At 41.7% G+C, this 22,273-nt stretch carries 17 protein-coding genes; 3 read left to right on the top strand and 14 right to left on the bottom strand.

The annotated features are described in order from the left end of the window. Positions 1 to 3: 3 nt before the first annotated feature. The 3 genes from adhE to B3473_RS01955 form a co-directional block, all read right to left on the bottom strand. The gene (adhE, locus tag B3473_RS01965) at positions 4 to 2,685 is read right to left on the bottom strand and encodes a bifunctional acetaldehyde-CoA/alcohol dehydrogenase (protein ID WP_168261106.1); all 2,682 of its coding nucleotides are present in this window, start codon (positions 2,683 to 2,685) and stop codon (positions 4 to 6) included. Positions 2,686 to 3,071: 386 nt separating this feature from the next. Continuing rightward, positions 3,072 to 3,341 carry a 30S ribosomal protein S15 gene (rpsO, locus tag B3473_RS01960; protein WP_003063161.1) on the bottom strand — a complete coding sequence of 90 codons (270 nt, stop codon included), beginning with the start codon at positions 3,339 to 3,341 and terminating at the stop codon, positions 3,072 to 3,074. 159 nt (positions 3,342 to 3,500) lie between these two features. Continuing rightward, the gene (locus B3473_RS01955) at positions 3,501 to 4,676 is read right to left on the bottom strand and encodes an MFS transporter (protein ID WP_154454099.1); all 1,176 of its coding nucleotides are present in this window, start codon (positions 4,674 to 4,676) and stop codon (positions 3,501 to 3,503) included. A gap of 89 nt (positions 4,677 to 4,765) precedes the next feature. Here B3473_RS01955 and B3473_RS01950 point away from each other — a divergent pair, with 89 nt between their 5' ends. After that, positions 4,766 to 5,410, top strand: coding sequence for a cyclic nucleotide-binding domain-containing protein (locus B3473_RS01950; protein ID WP_167829242.1), 645 nt, complete (start codon positions 4,766 to 4,768; stop codon positions 5,408 to 5,410). Positions 5,411 to 5,477: 67 nt separating this feature from the next. After that, positions 5,478 to 6,092, top strand: a complete 615-nt coding sequence (gene def / locus B3473_RS01945; protein WP_154454101.1) for a peptide deformylase — start codon at positions 5,478 to 5,480, stop codon at positions 6,090 to 6,092. 58 nt (positions 6,093 to 6,150) lie between these two features. Here def and B3473_RS01940 read toward each other — a convergent pair whose 3' ends face one another. The 11 genes from B3473_RS01940 to B3473_RS01890 form a co-directional block, all read right to left on the bottom strand. Then, entirely contained in the window at positions 6,151 to 6,696 is a 546-nt protein-coding gene (locus B3473_RS01940) for an NADPH-dependent FMN reductase (protein WP_154454102.1), read from the bottom strand. A gap of 72 nt (positions 6,697 to 6,768) precedes the next feature. Further along, entirely contained in the window at positions 6,769 to 7,221 is a 453-nt protein-coding gene (locus B3473_RS01935) for a MarR family winged helix-turn-helix transcriptional regulator (protein WP_154454103.1), read from the bottom strand. 67 nt (positions 7,222 to 7,288) lie between these two features. After that, positions 7,289 to 11,683, bottom strand: a complete 4,395-nt coding sequence (locus tag B3473_RS01930) for a PolC-type DNA polymerase III (protein ID WP_154454158.1) — start codon at positions 11,681 to 11,683, stop codon at positions 7,289 to 7,291. Between the two features lie 195 nt (positions 11,684 to 11,878). Next, the gene (locus tag B3473_RS01925; protein WP_293651032.1) at positions 11,879 to 13,735 is read right to left on the bottom strand and encodes a proline--tRNA ligase; all 1,857 of its coding nucleotides are present in this window, start codon (positions 13,733 to 13,735) and stop codon (positions 11,879 to 11,881) included. Positions 13,736 to 13,867: 132 nt separating this feature from the next. Then, entirely contained in the window at positions 13,868 to 15,130 is a 1,263-nt protein-coding gene (gene rseP, locus B3473_RS01920; RefSeq protein ID WP_293651031.1) for an RIP metalloprotease RseP, read from the bottom strand. An 87-nt stretch (positions 15,131 to 15,217) separates the two neighbouring features. Beyond that, the gene (locus tag B3473_RS01915) at positions 15,218 to 16,012 is read right to left on the bottom strand and encodes a phosphatidate cytidylyltransferase (RefSeq protein WP_293651030.1); all 795 of its coding nucleotides are present in this window, start codon (positions 16,010 to 16,012) and stop codon (positions 15,218 to 15,220) included. An 11-nt stretch (positions 16,013 to 16,023) separates the two neighbouring features. Next, on the bottom strand, positions 16,024 to 16,773 hold the full coding sequence (locus B3473_RS01910) for an isoprenyl transferase (protein WP_264879652.1): 750 nt from the start codon (positions 16,771 to 16,773) through the stop codon (positions 16,024 to 16,026). Positions 16,774 to 16,920: 147 nt separating this feature from the next. Then, positions 16,921 to 17,286 carry a preprotein translocase subunit YajC gene (gene yajC, locus B3473_RS01905; protein ID WP_154454107.1) on the bottom strand — a complete coding sequence of 122 codons (366 nt, stop codon included), beginning with the start codon at positions 17,284 to 17,286 and terminating at the stop codon, positions 16,921 to 16,923. Positions 17,287 to 17,442: 156 nt separating this feature from the next. Further along, positions 17,443 to 18,441, bottom strand: a complete 999-nt coding sequence (gene galE / locus B3473_RS01900) for a UDP-glucose 4-epimerase GalE (protein ID WP_154454108.1) — start codon at positions 18,439 to 18,441, stop codon at positions 17,443 to 17,445. Positions 18,442 to 18,450: 9 nt separating this feature from the next. Next, positions 18,451 to 19,920 (bottom strand): UDP-glucose--hexose-1-phosphate uridylyltransferase, encoded by a 1,470-nt coding sequence (galT, locus tag B3473_RS01895; RefSeq protein ID WP_264879641.1) that lies wholly within the window; start codon positions 19,918 to 19,920, stop codon positions 18,451 to 18,453. 19 nt (positions 19,921 to 19,939) lie between these two features. Then, positions 19,940 to 21,112 (bottom strand): galactokinase, encoded by a 1,173-nt coding sequence (locus tag B3473_RS01890; protein ID WP_058813612.1) that lies wholly within the window; start codon positions 21,110 to 21,112, stop codon positions 19,940 to 19,942. 153 nt (positions 21,113 to 21,265) lie between these two features. Here B3473_RS01890 and B3473_RS01885 point away from each other — a divergent pair, with 153 nt between their 5' ends. Beyond that, a complete protein-coding gene (locus B3473_RS01885) occupies positions 21,266 to 22,264 on the top strand; it encodes a LacI family DNA-binding transcriptional regulator (protein ID WP_058813611.1) in 999 nt (332 codons plus the stop codon). The last annotated feature ends 9 nt before the right edge of the window (positions 22,265 to 22,273 follow it).

The raw sequence follows: 22,273 nt of genomic DNA, 5'->3' as shown, positions 1-22,273 counted from the left end.
ACATTAGAACATGTCAATCAAAAGTTGTTTCAATTCTGAGATGTATGGTTGACGTGGGTTAGCTGGTGTACATTGGTCATCATAAGCCAAGCTTGCCAAACGATCTACTGCAGCGTCAAAGGCTTCTTTGGTTACGCCGTTTGCAGAAAGTGATGGCTCAACATCAACAGCACGCATCAACTGGTCAATACGTTGGCAAAGTGCTTCTACCAATTCAGCATCGTCTTTACCTTCTAGACCGATGTAACGAGCAATGTTTGCGTAGTCTTGTTGTGCACGGTACTCTTCGTAACGTGGGTAAACAGAGCGTTTCACATTACCAGTTACCCCGTTGTAGCGGATAACGTGTTGCATTGCGATAGAGATAGCTAGACCGTGTGGAAGGCCGAACTCACCACCTGTTTTGTGAGCAAGTGAGTGGTTGATACCTAGGAAGGCATTACCAAACGCCATACCTGCAATCGCTGCTGCGTAGTGCATGTTTTCTTTCGCTTTTTCACCACGAAGCGTTGGGTTCTTAGGATCGTAGTTATAAGCATCTTCAAGGTTTTCCATAATCAATTTGATTGCTTCAAGTGACCATGGACGTGTGAAGTCAGAAGCCATAACAGATACGTAAGATTCAAGGGCGTGTGACAACGCATCAAGACCTGACCAAGCTGCTGTACGTTTTGGCACAGTCATAACGAATTCTGGGTCAACAATGGCAACTTGTGGTACCAATTCATAGTCAGCAAGTGGGTATTTCACGTGAGTGTAATCATCTGTGATAACAGCAAATGGTGTGATTTCAGCACCTGTACCTGAAGTTGTTGGGATACAGAATAGACGTGTTGCTGTTTGGTGTTTGAATTTCACGATACGTTTACGGATATCGATGAATTTTTGTTGCAATTCTAGGAAGAATTCGCTCACCGCATCGTAGCTATCAAGGAATTCAGCACCACGGTCAAGAGATACTTCGTAAATCAAGCGAGCAATTTTAGAAGCGTCAATGGCAGATCCACCACCGATAGCAATAACAGTATCTGGTTTGAATTCGCGCATTTGTTTTGCAATTTCAATAGTTTGACCAAGTGTTGGGTCTGGTTTGATTGTTCCGTAAAGTGATGTTTCTACTTTTTCATCACGAAGTGCCAATTGGGCATAAACAGTATCAACGAAACCAAATTGAACCATTCCTGGGTCAGCAACGATCAACGCGCGTTTCATTGGCTCATACTCATCTTGCAAGTATGAAATAGCATTCTTTTCATAGTAAGTTTTTTCTGGTAAGCGAATCCATTGTGGACGGTTACGACGTTTAGCAACCGTTTTAATATTGAGGAGATCGCCAGTTGAAAGGTTGTGTGACAATGAATTTTTCCCCCATGATCCTGTTCCTAATGTCAAGCTAGCTTTAAGTGCGTCAGTGTAAACATCACCGATACCACCAACTGAGTCTGGTTGGTTAACCAATACACGTGAAGCTTTCACAGCGTCTCCATAGACAGCTACAAATGGATCTGCTTGAGAACCGATTTGGATGCCAACGTTGTGCCCAGCACCCTGATAGTCAAGAAGAGCTGATACAATTTCGATACCTTCTTCGCGTGTTTCTGCTTTGTAAACTGAAAGAAGTGGAGAAAGTTTTTCTGATGATAGCTTTTCACCTATGTTAGCTTTGTCAAGTTCGAACAAGAGAACATCTTTGCCTTCTGGAAGAGCCACACCTGCTTTTTCACAAATCCAAGTTGCAGGCATTCCGGCAACTGGTCCGTTTACACCGTGGTTAGCGTTAAAGACGAAGTCTTCAATTTTCTTGTAGTCTGATTTAGGAACAAGGTATGCCCCTTTTTCTTGCATTTTTTGCATCCATGTGTCGTAGATGTCTGCAGCAACAACCGCTGAGTTTTCAGTAGCACAAATCATACCATTGTCAAAACGTTTAGACATCAACAAATCTTCAACCGCACGGTCAATATCAGCAGTTGAATCAACGTAAACAGCACCGTTACCTGCACCTACACCCATTGATGGGTTTCCTGATTTAAGGGCTGCATTAACCATACCAGGTCCACCAGTAGCCAAGATTGACGCAATGTTTTTGTTTTGGATAAGGGCTGATGTGTTCGCAAGTGATGGTGTTTCAATCCATTGAACAATGTTTTCAGGAGCCCCTGCTTTAACGGCTGCATCGTATAAAATTTTTGCCGCATGAGCTGAACATTTTTGAGCTTGTGGGTGGAAGGCAAACACGATAGCGTTACGTGTTTTCAAAGCCACCAAAATTTTGAACATTGTTGTTGATGTTGGGTTAGTTGTTGGAACAATCCCTGCCAAAACACCTAGAGGAGCTGCGATTTGGATGCTACCTGCAACCTTGTCTTCCCCAATGATACCAACTGTTTTTTCATTTTTGATACGTTCGTAAACGTACTCAGTTGCAAAGTGGTTTTTGGTATCTTTATCTTCAACAACACCACGACCAGTTTCTTCGTGTGCTTCTTTTGCAAGTTCCAAAGATGCTTCTGAACCTGCAAGTGCCATCGCTGCTACAATTTTGTCAACTTGTTCTTGTGAGTAAGTCGCATAAATACGTTCAGCTTCAAGCGCTTTTTCAACTAAAGAACCTGTGTATTGTTGTGCCAATTCTTCAGCGCTCAACTCATTTGTCTTTACTTCTGCATTGTTTGTTTCAGCCATTAAAAGCCTCCTTTATAATACCTTAAAAATTAATATTGTTATCGAAGAAAAATCTTACGATATAATTCCGTAACTTAGAGTCAAAACAGGACAACACTTAAAACTGATCAAGAGGTCTAAGTGGCGTTCAGCCGATCATCAAGTAAAAGGAATCATCACCAACACTTTGTGTTATTGTGATATTCTTCACTAATTATATTAACGTTTTTTAAATAAAATGTCAAGCTGTTTTTGTAAGCTTTTTCATTTTTATTTTTATAGTCTTGTAAAGGGATACATTTTCCCAAGTAAACTAATATACTTTTAATGTTTTATTCTTAAAAAAGCACAGAAAAAAACCTGCCAAAAGCATAGGCTCTTGACAGGCTTTGGACAGTCGTTTGTGATTAGCGACGAAGTCCAAGTGATGCGATCAATTCGCGGTAACGGTTAACGTCTGTACGGCGAAGGTATGCCAAAAGGTTACGACGGTGACCGATTTTTTTCATCAATCCACGGTAAGTAGCGTGGTCTTTTTTGTGTTGTTTAATGTGCTCGTTAAGGTGGTTGATTTCCCAAGTAAGAACAGCTACTTGAACTTCAACTGAACCTGTGTCACCTTCGTGACGTGCGTATTGAGCGATGATTTCATTTTTTTTCTCTTTTGAGATTGCCATATTTTTTCTCCTTTATAATGCTTCATCCGAGTCATAGGGTTTGGCGTTTCCTACAACCAAGAAAAAGTTACTTGTCTTACGACACCGATTATTGTAGCAGATAATGACTGATTTTGTCAAAGATTTTTTCTCTATCTCTCAAAAATACCTGCTCTTTTTTTACGAATTAACACACACCGTTTTGCGTGAAAAGTAAGCTTTTAAAGCTAAAATCAAACTAATCACCAAGCTAATCACACCATAAATGATAAAGGCAAAGGCTGGGTGTGGGTTAATTTTTGAAAAGAGGTTTAAGGTAATGGCCGCACTGGCTCCTCCAAAGTTACAAAAGAGCAAAATCAAGGTTGTGGCATCACCAATGAGCTGAGCAGGCATTTTATTAGAAACAACGTTAAAGACGGTTGTCACAATGATACTATACAAGAAGCCTGATAACATAGCACCTAGTAGCATGATCCAAAGGTTTTGAGCAAAACCAAGCATAAACAAACCAAGGGCAAATGGAATAAGCGACACGGTAATCAAGTGTCTGTTGAAATAAGACAACAAGCTCTTAAAGAGGAAACCTGACAAAATCCCCATGAGCATCATACCACTTAAAATCATACTGGCTTGGCTAGGACTTCCTAGGTGCAATTGGTCGATAATAACTGGAATACGAAGGCTATTGGCACTATTGATGTTAATCACAAAACCAGCAAGCAACGACAATCCGACAATAAAGAAAATGTCATCTTTGGTGAATTTGGCTGAAGAACGTTCTTGAACCACTTTTTCCGTTGTGCGTTTTTTGGGAGAAAAAAGAAGGTAAAAGAACAAAATAGGCAAAGCAAATAGGTAGATGATAAAAGCCCAAGACCAATCAATCGGAACCAAGAAACCAACGATTCCTGTTAAAAAGGCACTTCCCAAAACTTCAAAAGACCCACGCAAACCAAGCATTTGGGCGCGTTCGTGTCCCTCATAGGTTTCGCTGATGATACTAATGGCACGAGAGTTAATCAAGCCAATCCCAATTCCCAACAAGATACGTGATACCACCACAAGGCTGTAATCTTGACGAACGACAGGCAAACTACCACCAAAAGCAATTAAAAGCAAACCAATGATAACACTCACACGTTCAGACAAGACACGATTTAAAAAAGGATTTAAAATCAAAATGCCCATGATTGTAAATGAGGTAATCGAAAAAAGAAACTCAACTTGGCTTGTCGCATAGCCTTGTTGTTGATAAGTCGCAATCATTTGCGGTAATGCTGTCGAGGTTGAGAAGGTCGAAACGAGCATCAGAGATAAAGATAATAAGCTCAATTTCTCTAAAAAGGTTTTCATAACAACTCCTTACTTGTTTTTTTGGCTAAAACAAGTATAATCAATGTTGACACATAAAAATAGGACTTTTGTCACATGAGGAGGGTTACGTGTCGCTAGAAGCGCTTACCAAAGAATACCAGTTAAAGTCGATTTTTCCAGAACACTATTTTGATAAATTACACGTTTTTAGGCTACCTGCTGGGGAAGCCATTTGCCACCAAGGGGAAGAGTTGACGGCTCTTTCTTATTTTGTGGAAGGCAAAGTCAAAATTGTCCGTCGTTTGTTTAACGGCAAGGAGCACATTTTAGACATCAAAGACAAGCCAACCTTGCTTGGGGATATTGAGTTATTGACTAATCAGCCTGTGGTATCATCAGTGATTACACTTGAGGACACGGTGGTGGTCCAACTTCCCTTGGCGGGCATTCGCGAGGAATTGCTGGCAGATAATACCTTGCTATTAAACCTCAGCAAGGGCTTGGCGCAATCGCTTTACGACCAAAATATCCGTGCTTCGACCAACCTAAATTACACCTTGAAAGAACGCTTAGCCACGCATATTTTAGCGGTGGAGGACAAGGGCTTATTTACCTTAGAATTAAAGAGTCTGGCGGATTCGTTTAGTGTTAGCTACCGCCATTTGCTGCGCGTGATTCATGAGCTGATTGATTTGGGCATTATCGAAAAAGAAAAACCCTACTACCGCATCAAAGATATGAGCCAGTTAATCGCCCTCAAAATCACGAATTAAGCCTTTAGCTTTCTACTTGCCTTGTTTTGTGCTATAGTGTTATTAGAGAATGAAAAGAGGAGGAATTATGTCTGCTATTAAAAAATTAGTCAAACCGAGTCATTTAATCAATATGGATGATATCATTCGTGAGGGAAATCCAACCCTTCGTGCCGTTGCGCAAGACGTAACTTTCCCATTGTCTGACGAGGAAATCATCCTAGGCGAAAAAATGCTACAATTCTTGAAAAATTCACAAGACCCTGTAACGGCTGAAAAAATGGGCTTGCGTGGTGGTGTTGGTTTAGCCGCTCCACAATTGGACATTTCAAAACGCATTATTGCTGTTCTTGTGCCAAATCCTGAGGACAAAGACGGCAACCCACCAGAAGAAGCTTACAGCTTGCAAGAGGTTATGTACAACCCTCGCGTTGTAGCACATTCTGTGCAAGATGCTGCGCTTGCTGATGGTGAAGGCTGCTTGTCTGTTGACCGTGTTGTCGAAGGCTATGTTGTCCGTCATGCACGCGTTACTGTGGAATATTTTGACAAGAACGGTGAAAAACACCGCGTTAAATTAAAAGGGTACAATTCAATCGTTGTGCAACACGAAATCGACCACACAAACGGTATCATGTTCTACGACCACATTGACCCTAAAAATCCATTTGCCGTTAAAGAAGGCATGCTCATTATTGACTAATAAGCATCGAAAAAACGACTTTGCCCCTCATGGGCAAGGCCGTTTTTTCATTGCCATTTTAATCTAAAGCTGCTAATAAAGCCGCTGCTTGCTTGTCAAGATCAACTAACACTTCGGCTGTTGGAACAAATACACCATCTGCCCAAGCTGAATCGTTGATATGTGACATGGTGATGTTATCAACAAATTGGGTACGGATAAATGGAAGCAAGGCACGGTAGCTTTCTGCCACTTGTTCGTGGCCGCCGTTTGCTACGATAGAAACGGTTGTGACTTTTTCGTTGATTGCTGATGGTCCACGTGGGTCAGATAAGTCTAACGCACGAGATAGCCAGTCCAAAAGATTTTTAACAGAACCTGGAATAGCAAAGTTATAAACAGGAGAAAAGATCCAAATCGCATCTGCGTCTAAAACAGCTTGACGAGCATCTTGGACTGCTTTTGGCAAATGAGCCTCTAAATCTTGTGAAAAGACTGGAACTTGTGACCAATCAAGGTATCTAACTTCTGCTTTGCCTGCCAAGGCTTTTTTGGCGTTCTCAGCCAATTGTTCATTGAAAGACCCTTTGCGCAATGAACCAACAATAAATAATACTTTTTTCATACGTTTTCTCCTTAATACAAGCGATAACTCGTTTATCACTACATAGTAATTTCTATAGGCTTATTGTATGCTTTATTTTGGCTTTTGTAAATGATTATGCTCACGCGGTTTGAATTTTTTGAGCAAGCGAATGAGTTCAAGCTGTTCTTGAGGGATGAGAACGGCAAAGGTTTCCTCGATTTTGGTGATGTGGTGCGGCAGGGCACGCTCAATGACTTGGCGTCCTTCCTCTGTCAGCGTGACTAAATAAGCACGTTTGTCATTAGGGCAAGTGGTGCGCGTGACCCAGCCTTTTTTCTCCATATTTCTGATGACAACAGTCATATTGCCCGAAGTCGCTAAAATGCTTTCCAACAGCTCTCCGATTTTCATAGGCCCCTTGCTATAAAGCACATCCAGCACGCTAAATTGGGTCGGGGTGAGGCCGTCGGCTTTAAAGGTTTCTGACACCGTGGTATCAATGGTCCGAAAAGCCTTACGCATGACGACCATGGCTTTCACAGCTTGATTTGTTAATTCAGACATCTTTTCTCCTTGCTTTTACGAAAAAATGAACAAAATGCCTTTGCTCGTTTTTAGGGACGCTTAACATCTATAAAAAGTCATCAAATAAACTTAATTGGTTATCTTCTGGCATGTTGCCAAGAATGCCCATTTCGTCCATTTTATCAACCAATGTAGCAGACACGCCACCACGTTTTCTGAGTTCCATTTTTGAGAGAAATTCGCCCTCTTCACGCGCTTTGACAATTTGTTTGGCAACGTTTTCACCCAATCCATCCATGGCAATAAATGGTGGTATCAAGGTGTTGCCGTCAATGATAAACTCAGTTGCATCGCTACGGTAAAGGTCTAATTGACCAAAGGTGTAGCCACGCTCAAGCATTTCATTGACCAATTCCAAGGTGGTGTATAGGTCGATTTCCACGTTAGAGGCTTCGTTGGCCTTGCGTTTGGCAGCAATATCCTCCATGCGTTCTTTCACCGCATCAAGACCTGCACTCATGGTTTTAAGCTCAAAAGCCTTGGCACGAATTGAAAAGTAGGCACAGTAATAATACAAAGGATAATGTACCTTGAAATAAGCCACGCGGAGCGCCATCAACACATAAGCCGCTGCATGGGCTTTAGGGAACATGTACTTGATTTTTCCACAAGACTCAATGTACCAGTCAGGCACATGATTGTCACGCATGGCAGTGATATAGCCATTGCGCTCTTCGTCTGAAATTTTCAACCACATGCCCTTACGCACGCGCTCCATAATGGTAAAGGCCATTTTTGGCTCCAAACCTGCGTGCATGAGGTAAACCATGATATCGTCACGACATCCGATAACGGTTTTTAGAGTCGCAATGCCCTCTTTAATCAAATCTTGGGCATTTCCCAACCAAACGTCAGTACCGTGTGAAAGCCCTGATAACTGGAGCAATTCCGCAAAAGTGGTCGGATGGGTTTCTTCGACCATGCCTCGAACAAAGTTAGTCCCAAACTCTGGAATTCCCAGCATACCTGTCGGCGTTCCAATTTGTTCTGGTGTGACACCAAGCACCTCTGTACCAGAAAAGAGGGCCATGACATCGGGATCATCCGCTGGAATGTCTTTGGGATCAATGCCTGACAAGTCCTGTAATTTTCGAATCATGGTCGGATCATCATGACCGAGAATATCGAGTTTCAAGACGTTTTCATCGATATCATGGAAGTTAAAGTGCGTGGTCTGCCATTCCGCTGACAAATCATCGGCTGGGTATTGAACAGGGGTAAAATCGTAAACATCCATGTAGTTTGGAATAACGACTATCCCTCCTGGGTGCTGTCCTGTCGTCCGTTTGACACCAGCTGCGCCTTGTGCCAAGCGTTCCACCTCAGCTTCAGGGTAGAATTTACCATAATCACGCTCATAGCCTTTGACAAATCCGTAAGCCGTCCTATCCGCAACAGTACCAACGGTTCCTGCACGAAAGGCATATTGTTCCCCAAAAATATCACGCACATCCAAGTGAGCAGATGGCTGGTCGTCCCCTGAGAAGTTCAAATCAATATCGGGTACCTTGTCCCCATCAAAACCAAGGAAGGTTTCAAAAGGAATGTCGTGGCCATCTTTTTTGTAACGAGTGCCGCATTCTGGGCAATCTTTATCTGGCAAATCATAGCCAGACCCCACGGAACCATCTGTGATGAATTCTGAGTGTTGGCAATTTGGGCAGACATAGTGCGGAGGCATAGGATTAACCTCGGTAATCCCAATCATGGTCGCCACAAAACTTGACCCAACAGACCCACGCGAACCTACCAAGTACCCACGCTCATTGGAACGGATAACCAGCATCTGTGACGCCAAGTAAATCACGGCAAAGCCATTCCCCAAAATAGACGTCAGTTCTTTTTCAATCCGCAAATCAATGATATCGGGCAATGGGTTGCCGTAAATTTCAAAGGCTTTTTGGTAGGTCATCTCCGCCACGCGCTCTTCGGCTTTATCAAGGAAAGGCGTGTACAAATCTTTTTTGACCACTTCAATCTCTTCAAAACGGTCTGCAAAAGCATTGGTATTGGTTATGACGATATCATAAGCCAACTCCTCACCCAAAAAGGCAAACTCATCCAGCATTTCATTGGTGGTGCGGAAATGAGCCTTAGGCAGTGGAGCAGGCTTGGCATCTTCACCACGACCGATAGGACGGTTAATCATGGCCCCTTGCCCTAAGCTTCGGACAATAATTTCACGGTAAATCTCATCCTCAGGCTCGATATAGTGCACATTTCCCGTCGCTAAAACGGGCTTTTTCAAACGGCGGCCTACCTCGATCAAATCCCGAATGACCTGATGAATGCCTTCTTCGTCCTTAATGGTGCCATGAGCCAGCAAAGGAGCATAAATAGCTGGCGGCATCACTTCGATAAAATCATAGTATTGTGCCACCTTGACCGCTGCATCAACCCCCGATGACAAGACCGCATCAAAGACTTCTCCTTCCGAACAAGCCGTTCCTACAAGCAAGCCCTCGCGGTGAGCATCTAAAACTGTTCTTGGAATACGCGCCACACCTTTAAAATATTTCACATTTGACAAACTGACCAGCTTGAACATATTTTTCAAACCTGTTTGGTTTTGCACGTAAATAGTGGCGTGCTTGACACGGGCTTTTTTGTAAGAATCCTCAGCAACCAGCTTGGTGTTTAAATCCATCATATTGGTCAAACCGTGCTTCTCACGGGCTTCCTTCAAGAAAATAAAGAGCAGGCGACCCGTAGCTTCCGCATCGTAATTGGCCATGTGGTGATGCTCAAGCGATACTTGGAAACGCTTGGTCAATGGTCCCAAACCATGGCGTTTGTACTCTGGATAAAGATTGCGGGCGAATTCCAGCGTGTCAATGACAGGCTGGGTAATCGTTGGCATACCGTGACGCTCATAGTTCGCATTCATAAAACCAACGTCAAAGGTGGCATTGTGAGCAACGAGAATGGTATCCTTGCAGAAATCTTGGAACATCTGCAAGACTTGTTCAATTGGTTTAGCATTGCGGACATGATTATCCGTAATCCCTGTCAACTCAGTTGTAAAGGCAGATAAATGGTGCCCTGGATTGATAAATTCATCAAATTGCTCGACGATATTGCCCTTGTACATCTTAGACGCCGCAATCTGAATCAAATCGTTATTGACCGCAGAAAGTCCTGTGGTTTCCACGTCAAACACGACATAAGTCGCTTCGTTTAGGTCCAAATCAGCAGGATTGTAAGCAATTGGCACCTTGTCCTCAACGATATTGGCTTCCAAGCCAAAAATCGCCTTAATTCCATTTTTCCTAGCCCTATGATAACCATGCGGGAAACTTTGCACATTGCCGTGGTCGGTAATGGCAACAGCCTTATGCCCCCATTTCGCAGCAGTATCAATCAATTCTTCCACGGTTGGCAAGGCATCCATGGTGGACATATTGGTATGAGCGTGAAATTCCACTCGTTTTTGACCTTCTGGCATGAGGTCCTTGCGCTCATGGTGCACAATTTCTTTGACATCTTGCACATTCATGGTCAAGGCATGGGTGAATCGGTTGTTTTCCACATTTCCACGCACACGCAACCAAGCACCTTTGGCAATCATATCGTATTTTTTCAATTCATCATCGTCTTTAGCCCATTTTTGCAAGGCAAAGCTAGAGGTGTAGTCTGTCATTTTGAAATTGATGATGTGGCGGCCTGTTCGTGTGGTCTTTTTCTCCACATCAAACACCATTCCCTCAAAGACGATACGATTTTCTTCCGTGGTCACTTCGACCATTGGCGTGATTTCAGCCTTTTCAAATCCTGCTTGACGCTGTTTAGCACGTTCTCTAAAGTCAGGGGCTGGTTTTGGTGCTTCTTCAACTGGCGGTATGGTTGCTTCTAATGATTTCACGGCTTCACGGTTGTCCTGCACCGCTTTTTCCACTATAGCCTCACGATTAGAAGTAAAATCCTCCGTCAAGGCTTGCGTCATTACCTCATCCGAATGAATATCAAAAGCCACCCGACCAAAGCCAAAGGCTTCAAATTGACGCGTGAGATTGGGCAGATGATTTTTGCGAAAATGCCCATTGTTGACAAAAGCTGGCGCTTCAATCACCACTTTTTGCCCATCATAAGCCACTTTTAATTTGCTAAAAGACGCTTTAAAACTCGCACTGTCACAAGGTGCGTGTTCAAAAGCCTCCTCATAATAAGCTTGCAATAAGGGTTGTGAAAAATCAACCGTTTCTGCTTGAATGTCAAAGGTCGCCTTAATATCGGCTTGTTTGAAGGTCTGAACCAAACGATAAGACAGTTCACGGTAGATTTCAATAGGCAAAATTTCTGCAAATGAAAAATGGAATTCCCAAAGGCGAGAAACAGAATGCACCTTGACCTCACGAATATCGGCAGATGAAAAAGCAGGCGATTGTCGCATTTCAAGCGGCATCTCAATTTGCTCCATCAATTTCTTAAACAATTCTGACATCATGCGTAAACGACCTCAATTCCAAAAACTAACTAGCCACAAGGACTGAATAAAAGAGGAAACACGTGTCATGTTTCCCTTTGTCAAAAGCGTATTTTTTTCATTTTACCATAAAATAGGACTTTTTTCGATATTAAGCTGCCCCTTTTGGGTAAAGACAAAACAATCTGAACCCAAGGTCCAGATTGTTAAGGATTATTGTTCTTTGGTTAAAATATCAAGGGTTTCAATGAGGTTTTCTACATTGACTTCAATAGTGTCACCAGTTGCCTTGATTTTCACTTCGACGATACCATCTTCAGCTTTTTTACCAACAGTGACACGGATTGGCAAACCAATAAGGTCGCTATCTGAGAATTTAGAACCAACGCGTTCATTACGGTCGTCAACTAAGACTTCGTAACCTTTAGCAACCAAATCTGCTTCAACTTTAGCTGTCAATGCTTGAGCAGCTTCGTCTTTCACATTGACAGTGATGACGTGCACATCAAATGGTGCCAATTCTTTAGGGAAGTTAATACCCCACGCAAAGCGGTAAGCACCTTTTGGTGTTTTCGTCACAAAGAGGCGAGCGTGTTGTTCAATCACAGCTGACAAGATACGGCTAACTCCGATACCGTAGCAGCCCATAATAATTGGCACAGCACGACCATTTTGGTCAAGAATCGTTGCACCCATGCTTTCAGAATAACGCGTTCCCAATTTGAAAATGTGACCAATTTCAATACCACGCGCAAATTTAAGCATTCCTTTACCGTCTGGTGAGATTTCACCTTCTTTGACTTCGCGAATATCAACGTATTCTGCCTCAAAATCACGACCTGGGTTGACACCTGTTAAGTGGTAACCATCTTCATTTGCCCCAACAACTGCATTTGCCACATCTTGAACATTGCGGTCAGCCACGATACGCATATTTTCTGGCAATTGAACAGGTCCAAGTGAACCAAAGTTTGCTCCAAAGACTTTAACAGCGTCCTCTTCGCTAGCTGGGTCAAGGAAATCAGCCCCAAGATAGTTTTTCAATTTCACTTCGTTGACTTGGTCATTACCAACCAAAAGCGCCACTACAGGCTCATTATCAGCGATGAATAGAAGGGTTTTAATGGTTTGGCTTTCTGGCACGTTCAAGAAAGCAGCCACTTCGTCAATGGTTTTGCAATTTGGTGTTTCCACACGTTGAACGTCTTCTTGAGCAACCACTTTTGTTTTTGGTTTGTATTCGTTGCTTGCCATTTCCAAGTTAGCAGCGTAAGTTGACTCTGTTGAGTAAGCAATCGTATCTTCACCTGATACCAACCATGATGCCAATTCTTTCTTGATATCTTCTAAAACATCTTCAGGAATTTCGTCCATTGAGGCAATCGATTTGTCAAGAACTACCCAACGGTCAAGGTCTGTACGGTCTGGTGTAATCGCCATAAATTCTTGAGAATCTTTACCACCCATGGCACCACCGTCACCGATAATACCTTTGAAATTAAGACCCGCGCGCGTGAAAATAGCTTCATAAGCTTTGCGGTATTCTTCGTAAGTCACATCCAAACCATCGTAATCCGCATGGAAACTATAACCGTCTTTCATGATAAATTCACGCGTACGAAGCAAGCCATTACGAGGGCGTTTTTCATCACGGTATTTTGATTGGATTTGGTAGAGATTTAGTGGCAATTGCTTGTAAGATTTAACCGCATCACGCACCAAGCTAGTGAAGGTTTCTTCATGTGTTGGACCAAGGATAAAGTCAGATTTGTCACGGTTTTTCAATTTATAAAGGTCTTCACCGTAAGTTTCGTAACGACCTGATTCACGCCACAAATCAGCGGTTAAAAGCGCTGGTGCTAACATTTCAACGGCACCGATTTTTTCAAATTCTTCGCGCATAATGGCTTTGAATTTCTCAATCGTACGGTTCGCTAAAGGAAGGTAGGCATAGATACCAGCTGATACTTGGCGAACGTATCCAGCACGAACCATCAAAGCATGGCTAATAACTTGGGCATCACTTGGCATTTCGCGAAGTGTAGGGATAAGCATTTGTGATTGTTTCATAACACGATAATGGCGATTTTCATGAAAATAAGCAAGCTTTTCATCTAACCTTAGCTTACTTATCCTCTTATGGCAAAATCGCCTAAATTCCTTTCCAAAATAATTATAGTAACGAATTGTAGTCAGCTGCCTTTAGAAAAAGACACGCATGATATCATTCCATGTGACCGCAATCATCAAAACAAACAAGATGGCAACTCCTGCCAAGGTAATATACGTTTCTGTTTCTTGTTTTAGCGGTTTTCCTCGAACCATTTCAATCAGATTCATCAAAATTTTACCACCATCCAAAGCTGGGATAGGGATCAAATTGGCAATACCTAAATTCATTGACAAGGTCGCTAACAAATAAACAACAGAGATTAAACCGTTTGATGCGGCTTGGCTAGACGCTTCGTAGATAGCAACTGGGCCACCTAGCTTGTCTAAGCTAAATTGGGAAATCAGGCTTCTCAAGGCACTTAAAATCATTGTCACACTTTGGCCAGCGAGTTTAAAGCCACCTGTCACCTTGTCCCAAAAACCTGTTTTTAGACCAGGGGAAACGCCGATTAAATAACTGCCATTGTTCTTTTTTGGACGAACAGCCACATTTTCAACCGAACCTGATGTGGTCTTGACCGTCACGTCAATGGTATCACCCTCTGACAAATGGTCGGTCGCTTTTGAAACGGCATCAGACAAGTCATCCCAATTTGAAACCTCGTAATTGGCGATTTTTAAAATACGGTCACCACTTTTAACACCAGCTTCCTGCATGGCACCATCTGGCGTCACTTGAATCACGTTAGACGCTGTATTTGGAACCCCACCTTGCATAAAGACAAGGACGATAAAAGCAATTGTTCCTAAAATAAAGTTGTTTAGAGGCCCTGCAAAGTTAGTGATTAAACGTCCCCAAACAGTCGCATTTTGATACTGAACATCAAGGGGAGCGATACGAATTTCCGTGCCGTCCTCTTCCACGATGGTCGCATCATGATCAACGGCGTAAGTTTTGGTTTCGTCCAATACCAAACCAGTGATTTCAAGTTTGTCTTCCAAATCATACGACGTCACATTCATTGGAAGAGCAGTGCGGTCCAATTGTTTTTGCGATAAATTGATACGCGTCACCACACCGTCTGCGTTTAGCGTGAGGCTGGCAGGCGTTCCTGTTTTAATGTCAGTTGTATCCTCACCCCAGCCTGCCATTCGCACATAACCACCTAAAGGCAGGATACGAATGGTATAAGCGGTACCTTCTTTGTCAATATGCGAGAAAATCCTAGGACCCATTCCGATTGAAAATTCTCTAACCAAGATACCAGATTTTTTGGCAAAATAGAGATGCCCAAATTCGTGAACCACCACTAAAATACCAAAAACAATAATAAAGGTTAAAATTCCGAGCATTTGACTCCTTTCCATACGGCAGGAAAAATGATAGAATTCCTATTCTTCTAACAGAACAGGGATTATCAATACCCTATTAAATCGTGTTTAAAATAGACCAAAAAGGTGTATAATTGGGAAAACAAAAATCATTGAATCAAAGCGGTCCAAAATACCACCATGCCCAGGAATCAATCTTCCAGAGTCTTTCACCCCAAAATGACGTTTGATAGCACTTTCCACCAAGTCACCAAATTGCCCAAAAACACTAAATAAAGCAACGTAAAGCAGCATCGCCAACAAATGATGCGGCGCATAAACGGCTTTATCAACCAGCATAAAGACAAGTGATACCACCATCGCACAAACCACACCGCCTAAACTACCTTCGATGGTTTTATTAGGCGATACTTTTGGCAAGAGCTTACGCGTACCAAAACGGCGACCAATCATGTAAGCGCCAATATCCGTCGCCCACACAATAAAGAGGGCAAACAAGACTTTATCCAGACCGCTCATTCGAGCAGCAACAAGATTTTGGAAACCAATACCAACGTAAAGGCTTGAGGCAATCGGATAAGCCGCGTCCTCAAACGAATAGTCATCGCTGTTGATAACCGTTCCTGCTAACAATAAGAAAACCAAAATCCCATAAACTGAGAAACTCGAATCAATCGGCAATGATGGGAAATAGTGGTCCAAAGGCACCGTCAAAACAAAAGCACCCAGCATGGCTAAAGCCCCTTCAAGTGAGCAGAATTCTAGTTCCTTCATGCGTAACATCTCAGCGACACCAATCATCGCTAACAGACCTACAAAAACCTGAAAAGATAAGCCGCCCCACAGTAGAAAAGGCAGAAAAATAACTAAGGCAATTGCCCCCCAAATGACACGTTGTTTCATGTTAGTCCTTTCTATATTCCACCAAAACGACGCTGACGCTCGTTATACGATTCAATAGCTTTCACCAATTCGTCCCCTTTAAAATCAGGCCACAAAACAGGTGTGAAGTAAAACTCACTGTAAGCCGATTGCCAAGGCAAGAAATTGCTCAGACGCAACTCGCCACTTGTTCTGATAATCAAGTCTGGGTCACGATACAAATATGGTAAATGATTGGTCATCAGGTGATTGGCAATCACTTCTTCTGTGATATCATCAGGACTGATATTAGCCTCCAATACTTCTTGCGCAATCATTTTCACCGCTTCTGTGATTTCTGCACGACCACCATAATTCAAGGCAAAATTTAAAATCAAGCCTGAGTTGTGTTTGGTTGTTTCGCAAGCACGATTCAAAGCACCTAAAGTAGCTTCTGGAAGTCGCTTGGTATCCCCAATCACTTGCACCCGAACGTTATTGGCATTCAATTCTGGGACGTATTTATCAAAGAATTCCACAGGTAAATTCATGATGAAGGACACTTCGCTTTCAGGACGTGACCAATTTTCAGTTGAAAAAGCATAAACGGTTAAAATCTTAACACCTAGCTGTGACGCTTTTATTGTGACTTCTTGAAGGGCATCCATTCCCGCTTTGTGCCCCATCACACGAGGCTGCATGCGTTTTTTTGCCCAACGACCATTACCATCCATGATAATCCCGATATGGTTGGGAATCTTATCTAGATGAGGCGTTTTTTCTTTTCTTCTAAAATTAAACATAAAAATTCCTTACCAAGTATATGCTCGTTATATTTTATCATAAAACGCGTATTTTTTCTCTACTTATTACCCAGTTTTACATAGTTTTTACCCACAGTCCTCAGGCCAAAAGAAAAAATCAGATGGTTTTTCCACCTGACTTGATTTTTAGTCTTCGCTTTTAACCGCTGTATCAGAATCAGAATCTGCTTCAATAGCTTGATCTTCTTCAACTGGTGTTTCCACTTCTTCGATAACAGTTGTTTCAATGGTATCTTGAGCTGCTTTGTTTACAACACGTTTCAAAGCGCTTAATTCAAAAGTCAAATAAACACCATCAACGTCCAAGACCATTTTTTTGTTATCTGTATCCACTTCGTCAATGATACCGTAAAGACCACCGATTGTAACGATTTCATCGCCTTTATTTAAAGCATTAAGCTGATCTTGACGTTCTTGAGCTTGTTTGCGTTGTGAACGTTGCATAAACCAAAGCAACCCAATCATCACAACCAACATAATAATTGTTCCCATATCTATCCTCCAAAATTATAAGGTCAAATTTTACTATACCAAAATTACCTACCCAACGCAAGAATTGACCGTAAAAATGCCCGAAATCAAGGCGTTTTTCATCCTTTTTCTAGCGTCATAAGAAAGCACCAAGTTTAGACTTGATGCCTTAACATTTTATCTGTCGTTATAGCCATTTGGATGGCTTGAGTGCCATGCCCAAGCAGATGCAATGATTTTTTCAATATCGTCAAATTGAGGTTTCCAACCAAGGATTTCACGCGCTTTATCTGATAATGCGATAAGCGTATCTGGGTCACCAAGGCGACGGTCTGCAAGTTCAGCTGGAATTTCTTTACCAGTTACTTTACGAGCTGCTTCAAGGATTTGAAGGTTTGAAAAACCAGTTGAAGAACCTAGGTTAAAGGCTGTTGATGGGTTACCTTCGCGAAGATATTTTACAGCAAGTAAATGAGCATCTGCCAAGTCAAATGGGTGAACGTAGTCACGCACATTTGTACCATCCGGTGTGTTGTAATCATTACCAAAAATCATGATTTTTTCACGAACACCTTGTGCTACTTGCAAAATAATTGGCAACAAGTGTGTTTCTGGTCCATGGTCTTCACCGATAGAACCATCTGGTTTAGCACCAGCAACATTGAAATAACGAAGTGGGACAAACTTAATGCCATAAGCTTGGTCAGCCCATCTCATAATAGTTTCCATCATGAGTTTACTTTCACCGTATGGATTGATTGGGCGTTGTGGTGTTGTTTCTTTGATTGGAAGCTCATCTGGAATACCATAAGTTGCTGCTGTTGATGAGAAAACAATGTATTTAACACCAAATTCATTCATCACTTCAAGCAATTTAATCATGCCAGCAGTGTTGTTATCAAAGTATTTCAATGGTTTTTCCATTGATTCTGCAACCAATGAATAAGCTGCAAAGTGAATGACAGCATCCACATCAGGATTTTCTGTGAAAACCTTACGCATGAAATCTTGATCAGCAAGATCTCCTTGATAGAATTTTGCGTCAGGATGAACCGCTGCACGGTGTCCTGTCACCAAACTATCGACAACAACAACTTTTTCTTCACCTTTTTCAATTAAACGATCAACCATGTGAGAGCCGATGTAGCCAGCTCCACCAAGCACTAAAATTGACATTTATTTCTCCTATTCTAACCCAATGCTATTTACAAAACGCATAAAGGCTTTTTGACCTTTTTCATCACGTTTGTAAACACCGGCATCTTCTAGAACACGAACAAAAACGTGTCCAACTTCTTCTTGTACAATATTATGCACTGTATCAGCCGTAATATCCGTACGTTTTTTAATCTCATCTGCCCAATCTTTATGATAGTCAGCGATTTCATTATACTGGTTCAAAAGATATTTTTCAACTTCTAGCAGTTCATCTTTCAGACGTGGCGGTAAAATAGCTAACCCCATAACTTCGATAAGTCCAATATTTTCCTTTTTAATGTGTTGCACATCAGCATGTGGATGATAAACACCGTCTGGAAATTCAGCTGTCGTGTGATTGTCTCGAAGAACGATATCCAGTTCAAATTGACCATCACGTTTGCGTGCAATTGGAGTAACTGTGTGATGTGGTGTGTCGCCTGTATAAGCTAATACATCAACACTTTCGTCAGAATAATCGTACCATGCCAAACGAATTTTTTCAGCCAACTCAACCAAGCGTGCCTTGTTTTGACTACGTAAACGAAGCACTGACATTGGCCATTTGACAATACCTGCTGTCACATCAGAATAACCTTTAAAATGAAATTCATTGTCCAGCTCGGCTATTTCCATTGGAAAGACATGACGACCACCTTGATAGTGATTGTGTGTCAAGATTGACCCACCGACGATTGGCAAGTCTGAATTTGACCCAGCAAAGTAACCTGGGAAAATATCGACAATATCAAGTAACTGCGCAAAAGTATTTTTACTGATAACCATCGGCACATGCTCAGTATTTAGGATAATGCAATGTTCATTAAAATAGGCATATGGTGAGTATTGGAAGCCCCATTTTTCATCGCCAAGATTCAAGCGAATGATGCGGTGATTAGCACGCGCTGGGTGATTAATTCGACCTTGATAGCCTTCATTTTCCATACATAACTGACATTTTGGATAAGAAGACGCCTTGGTTAACTTAGCAGCAGCAATTGCTTTAGGGTCTTTTTCAGGTTTTGATAAATTAATCGTAATCTGAATATCACCGTATTGTGACGGCGTCGTAAAGGCAATATTTTTGGCAATTGCAGCGATTTTAATGTAGTCATTACGTTTGCTTAGGTCATAAAAATCTGCGACAGCTTGTTGAGGAGATTTAGCATAAGTGTCCCAGAAACGACGATTCACCTGACTCGGGATTGGTGTGATGAAGTTCATCAATTCAGCACCCAAGCAATCTTTTTCTGCCATTAATTCGCCGACTTTGCCATTTTTTACAGCTAAGTCAACCAACTCTTCTTTGAGAGCAATTAAATCTGTTTCTTGCGTTTCTTGCTCTGCTCCATCCTCACCCACAAGGGCTAGGACACGGTTACGCAAGTAAAACATATCATCTTCTGTATAGTCGCTTGCTTCAATTACCTTAGCGACAAAAGTATCTAAAAGTTTCATTTTATCTCTCTAATCTTAATTATTTTCTAGATAAGACACGTGAACCACCAGCGATTTCAGCAATGTAGAAAGCTGGCGCATAACCAACTGTTTCAGTGTAAACTTGCCCAACGTTTTTAGTAAATTCATCAACTTTATCTTTAGCAACAATAGCAATACCGCAGCCACCGAATCCCGCTCCTGTCATACGAGCTCCGAGAACTCCTTCTTGTTGCCAAGCAGTGTGAGCAAGGGTATCAAGTTCGATACCTGTTACCTCATAATCATGCTCAAGTGAGACATGTGAGGCATTCACCAAACGACCAAATTTTTCAAGTTCACCAGCCATCAAAGCTTCTTTGGCTTGAAGGGTACGTTGATTTTCCCAGACAGCATGGCGGGCACGTTTGAGACGATTTTCATCTTTAATAAGATAGCTATATTCGTCAAAACTTTGCAAATCAAGTTCACCCAATGTCTTGATATCAAGCACTTGGTTAAGTTCTTCTACTGCTTTTTCACATTCTGCACGACGTTCGTTATATTTTGAATCAGCAAGCTCACGACGTTTATTAGTATTCATGATGACAATGACATTGTCACCAAGATCAAGTGGAACAAGTTCATATTCTAATGTATTTGTATCAAGGTAGATAGCTTGTTTGTCAGCACCCATACCGATGGCAAATTGGTCCATGATACCAGAATTTACTCCGATAAATTTATTTTCTGTTTGTTTACCAATTTTTACTAAGTCTAAACGTTCAACTTCAAGGTCAAATAATTCTTCGGCTACGATACCGACCAAAAGTTCTAGTGAGGCTGATGATGACAAGCCAGAACCATTTGGAATATTACCGTTGACGTAAAGTTCAAAACCACTATCAATTTTGTGACCAGCTTCTTGCAAGAATTTAATGACACCTTTTGGATAATTTGTCCAGCTATCTTTCTTATCAAAAGTAAGATTATCAAGTGACACTTCAATAATACCTAAATCATCAAAGTTAGCTGAATAAAAACGTAAAACTTTATCATCACGTTTACGAGCTGCCCCGTATGTTCCAAGAGTGATAGCTGCAGGGAATACGTGACCACCGTTGTAGTCAGTGTGTTCACCAATTAGATTAATACGACCTGGTGAGAAAAATGTAGCATCGGCTTCTGTTCCAAAAACATTAATAAAAGCTTGATTAAGTTCTTTCGTATTCATGAGGGTCTCCTTTTTTTATTGCTTTATTATGATTACGGTTTCATTTTACTGTCTTAGTTAAAACATGTCAATGATATTTACTAAAGTTTTACTTAAAAGTTTTATTTTTCCTAATGATGTGATATAATACTATCAAGAAAGAAGGGATGACCTATGGCTACATTAAAAGATATCGCAAAGCTAGCAAATGTTTCATCAGCGACCGTCTCACGTGTCCTTAATAAAGATAAAACCCTCTCAGTTGGTGAAGAGACACGTCACCGTATTTTGACAGTTGCTGAAGAATTAGGTTACGAAAAACACAAACGCAACACAAACATCACACAAGAACGTCAAAAGATTGCCATTGTCCAATGGTATAGTGAACAAGAAGAGTTAAACGACCTTTACTATTACAGCATTCGTATTGGTCTTGAAAAACGTGCTCAAGAACTGGGTTATGACGTTGTACGCTATTTTAACAATGACATTCTAACGATTTCAGAAAGTGTTAGCGGGATTATCGCTATTGGTAAATTTTCAGACCAACAAATTCACAGTCTAGAAAATCATTCAAAAAACCTAGTTTTCGTTGATAGTGATACTTTAAATGCTGGTCACCCTTGCGTCACTACGGATTTTGATAACGCCGTTGTCAAGGTTCTCGATTATTTCATGAAAAAAGGATTTACTAAAATCGGGATGATTGCTGGGGAAGAACGTACAACTGACCAAAAAGAACTCATTGTCGACCAACGTTTCCGTACCTTTAAAAACTATGCTTACGAAAATAATCTCTATAACCCTGACTATGTCTTTGTAGGAGATTTTTCTGCCCCATCAGGATACGCTTTGATGAAAGAAGCTATCGAAAAATTGGGCGACGACCTTCCACAAGCTTTCTTTGTTGCAAATGACACTCTAGCCATAGGTGCCCTTCGTGCGCTTCAAGAAGCTAATATTGCTGTTCCTGACCGCGTCAGCCTCATTTCTTTCAATGACACACCTCTAACGAAGCAGGTCTTTCCTGCTCTATCCAGTATCACAGTCTATACTGAAGAAATGGGACGCACAGCTGTTGATATCTTAAATCGCCAACTTATCAAACGCCACACCGTCCCAACAATGACAAGACTAGCTACCAACTTGACTTTACGTGATAGCACAAAATAAACCTAAAAA

The organism is Streptococcus sp. UBA632 (genome assembly GCF_002300045.1).
Lineage (GTDB): Bacteria > Bacillota > Bacilli > Lactobacillales > Streptococcaceae > Streptococcus > Streptococcus alactolyticus.
The sequence above is the reverse complement of the archived record's forward strand: the minus strand, read 5'-3'. Positions and strand labels throughout refer to the sequence as shown.

Bases quoted from the DNA above. Each gene is read 5' to 3' on its own strand.
- B3473_RS01935 (WP_154454103.1), bottom strand. From the start codon at position 7,221: ATGTCTGAATTAACAAATCAAGCTGTGAAAGCCATGGTCGTCATGCGT.
- galE (WP_154454108.1), bottom strand. From the start codon at position 18,441: ATGTCAATTTTAGTGCTTGGTGGAGCTGGCTACATCGGCTCTCACATG.
- adhE (WP_168261106.1), bottom strand. From the start codon at position 2,685: ATGGCTGAAACAAACAATGCAGAAGTAAAGACAAATGAGTTGAGCGCT.
- B3473_RS01915 (WP_293651030.1), bottom strand. From the start codon at position 16,012: ATGAAACAACGTGTCATTTGGGGGGCAATTGCCTTAGTTATTTTTCTG.
- galT (WP_264879641.1), bottom strand. From the start codon at position 19,920: ATGAAACTTTTAGATACTTTTGTCGCTAAGGTAATTGAAGCAAGCGAC.
- B3473_RS01890 (WP_058813612.1), bottom strand. From the start codon at position 21,112: ATGAATACGAAAGAACTTAATCAAGCTTTTATTAATGTTTTTGGAACA.
- B3473_RS01940 (WP_154454102.1), bottom strand. From the start codon at position 6,696: ATGAAAAAAGTATTATTTATTGTTGGTTCATTGCGCAAAGGGTCTTTC.
- B3473_RS01910 (WP_264879652.1), bottom strand. From the start codon at position 16,773: ATGTTTAATTTTAGAAGAAAAGAAAAAACGCCTCATCTAGATAAGATT.
- rpsO (WP_003063161.1), bottom strand. From the start codon at position 3,341: ATGGCAATCTCAAAAGAGAAAAAAAATGAAATCATCGCTCAATACGCA.
- B3473_RS01925 (WP_293651032.1), bottom strand. From the start codon at position 13,735: ATGAAACAATCACAAATGCTTATCCCTACACTTCGCGAAATGCCAAGT.
- B3473_RS01930 (WP_154454158.1), bottom strand. From the start codon at position 11,683: ATGTCAGAATTGTTTAAGAAATTGATGGAGCAAATTGAGATGCCGCTT.
- B3473_RS01955 (WP_154454099.1), bottom strand. From the start codon at position 4,676: ATGAAAACCTTTTTAGAGAAATTGAGCTTATTATCTTTATCTCTGATG.
- def (WP_154454101.1), top strand. From the start codon at position 5,478: ATGTCTGCTATTAAAAAATTAGTCAAACCGAGTCATTTAATCAATATG.
- rseP (WP_293651031.1), bottom strand. From the start codon at position 15,130: ATGCTCGGAATTTTAACCTTTATTATTGTTTTTGGTATTTTAGTGGTG.
- B3473_RS01885 (WP_058813611.1), top strand. From the start codon at position 21,266: ATGGCTACATTAAAAGATATCGCAAAGCTAGCAAATGTTTCATCAGCG.
- yajC (WP_154454107.1), bottom strand. From the start codon at position 17,286: ATGGGAACAATTATTATGTTGGTTGTGATGATTGGGTTGCTTTGGTTT.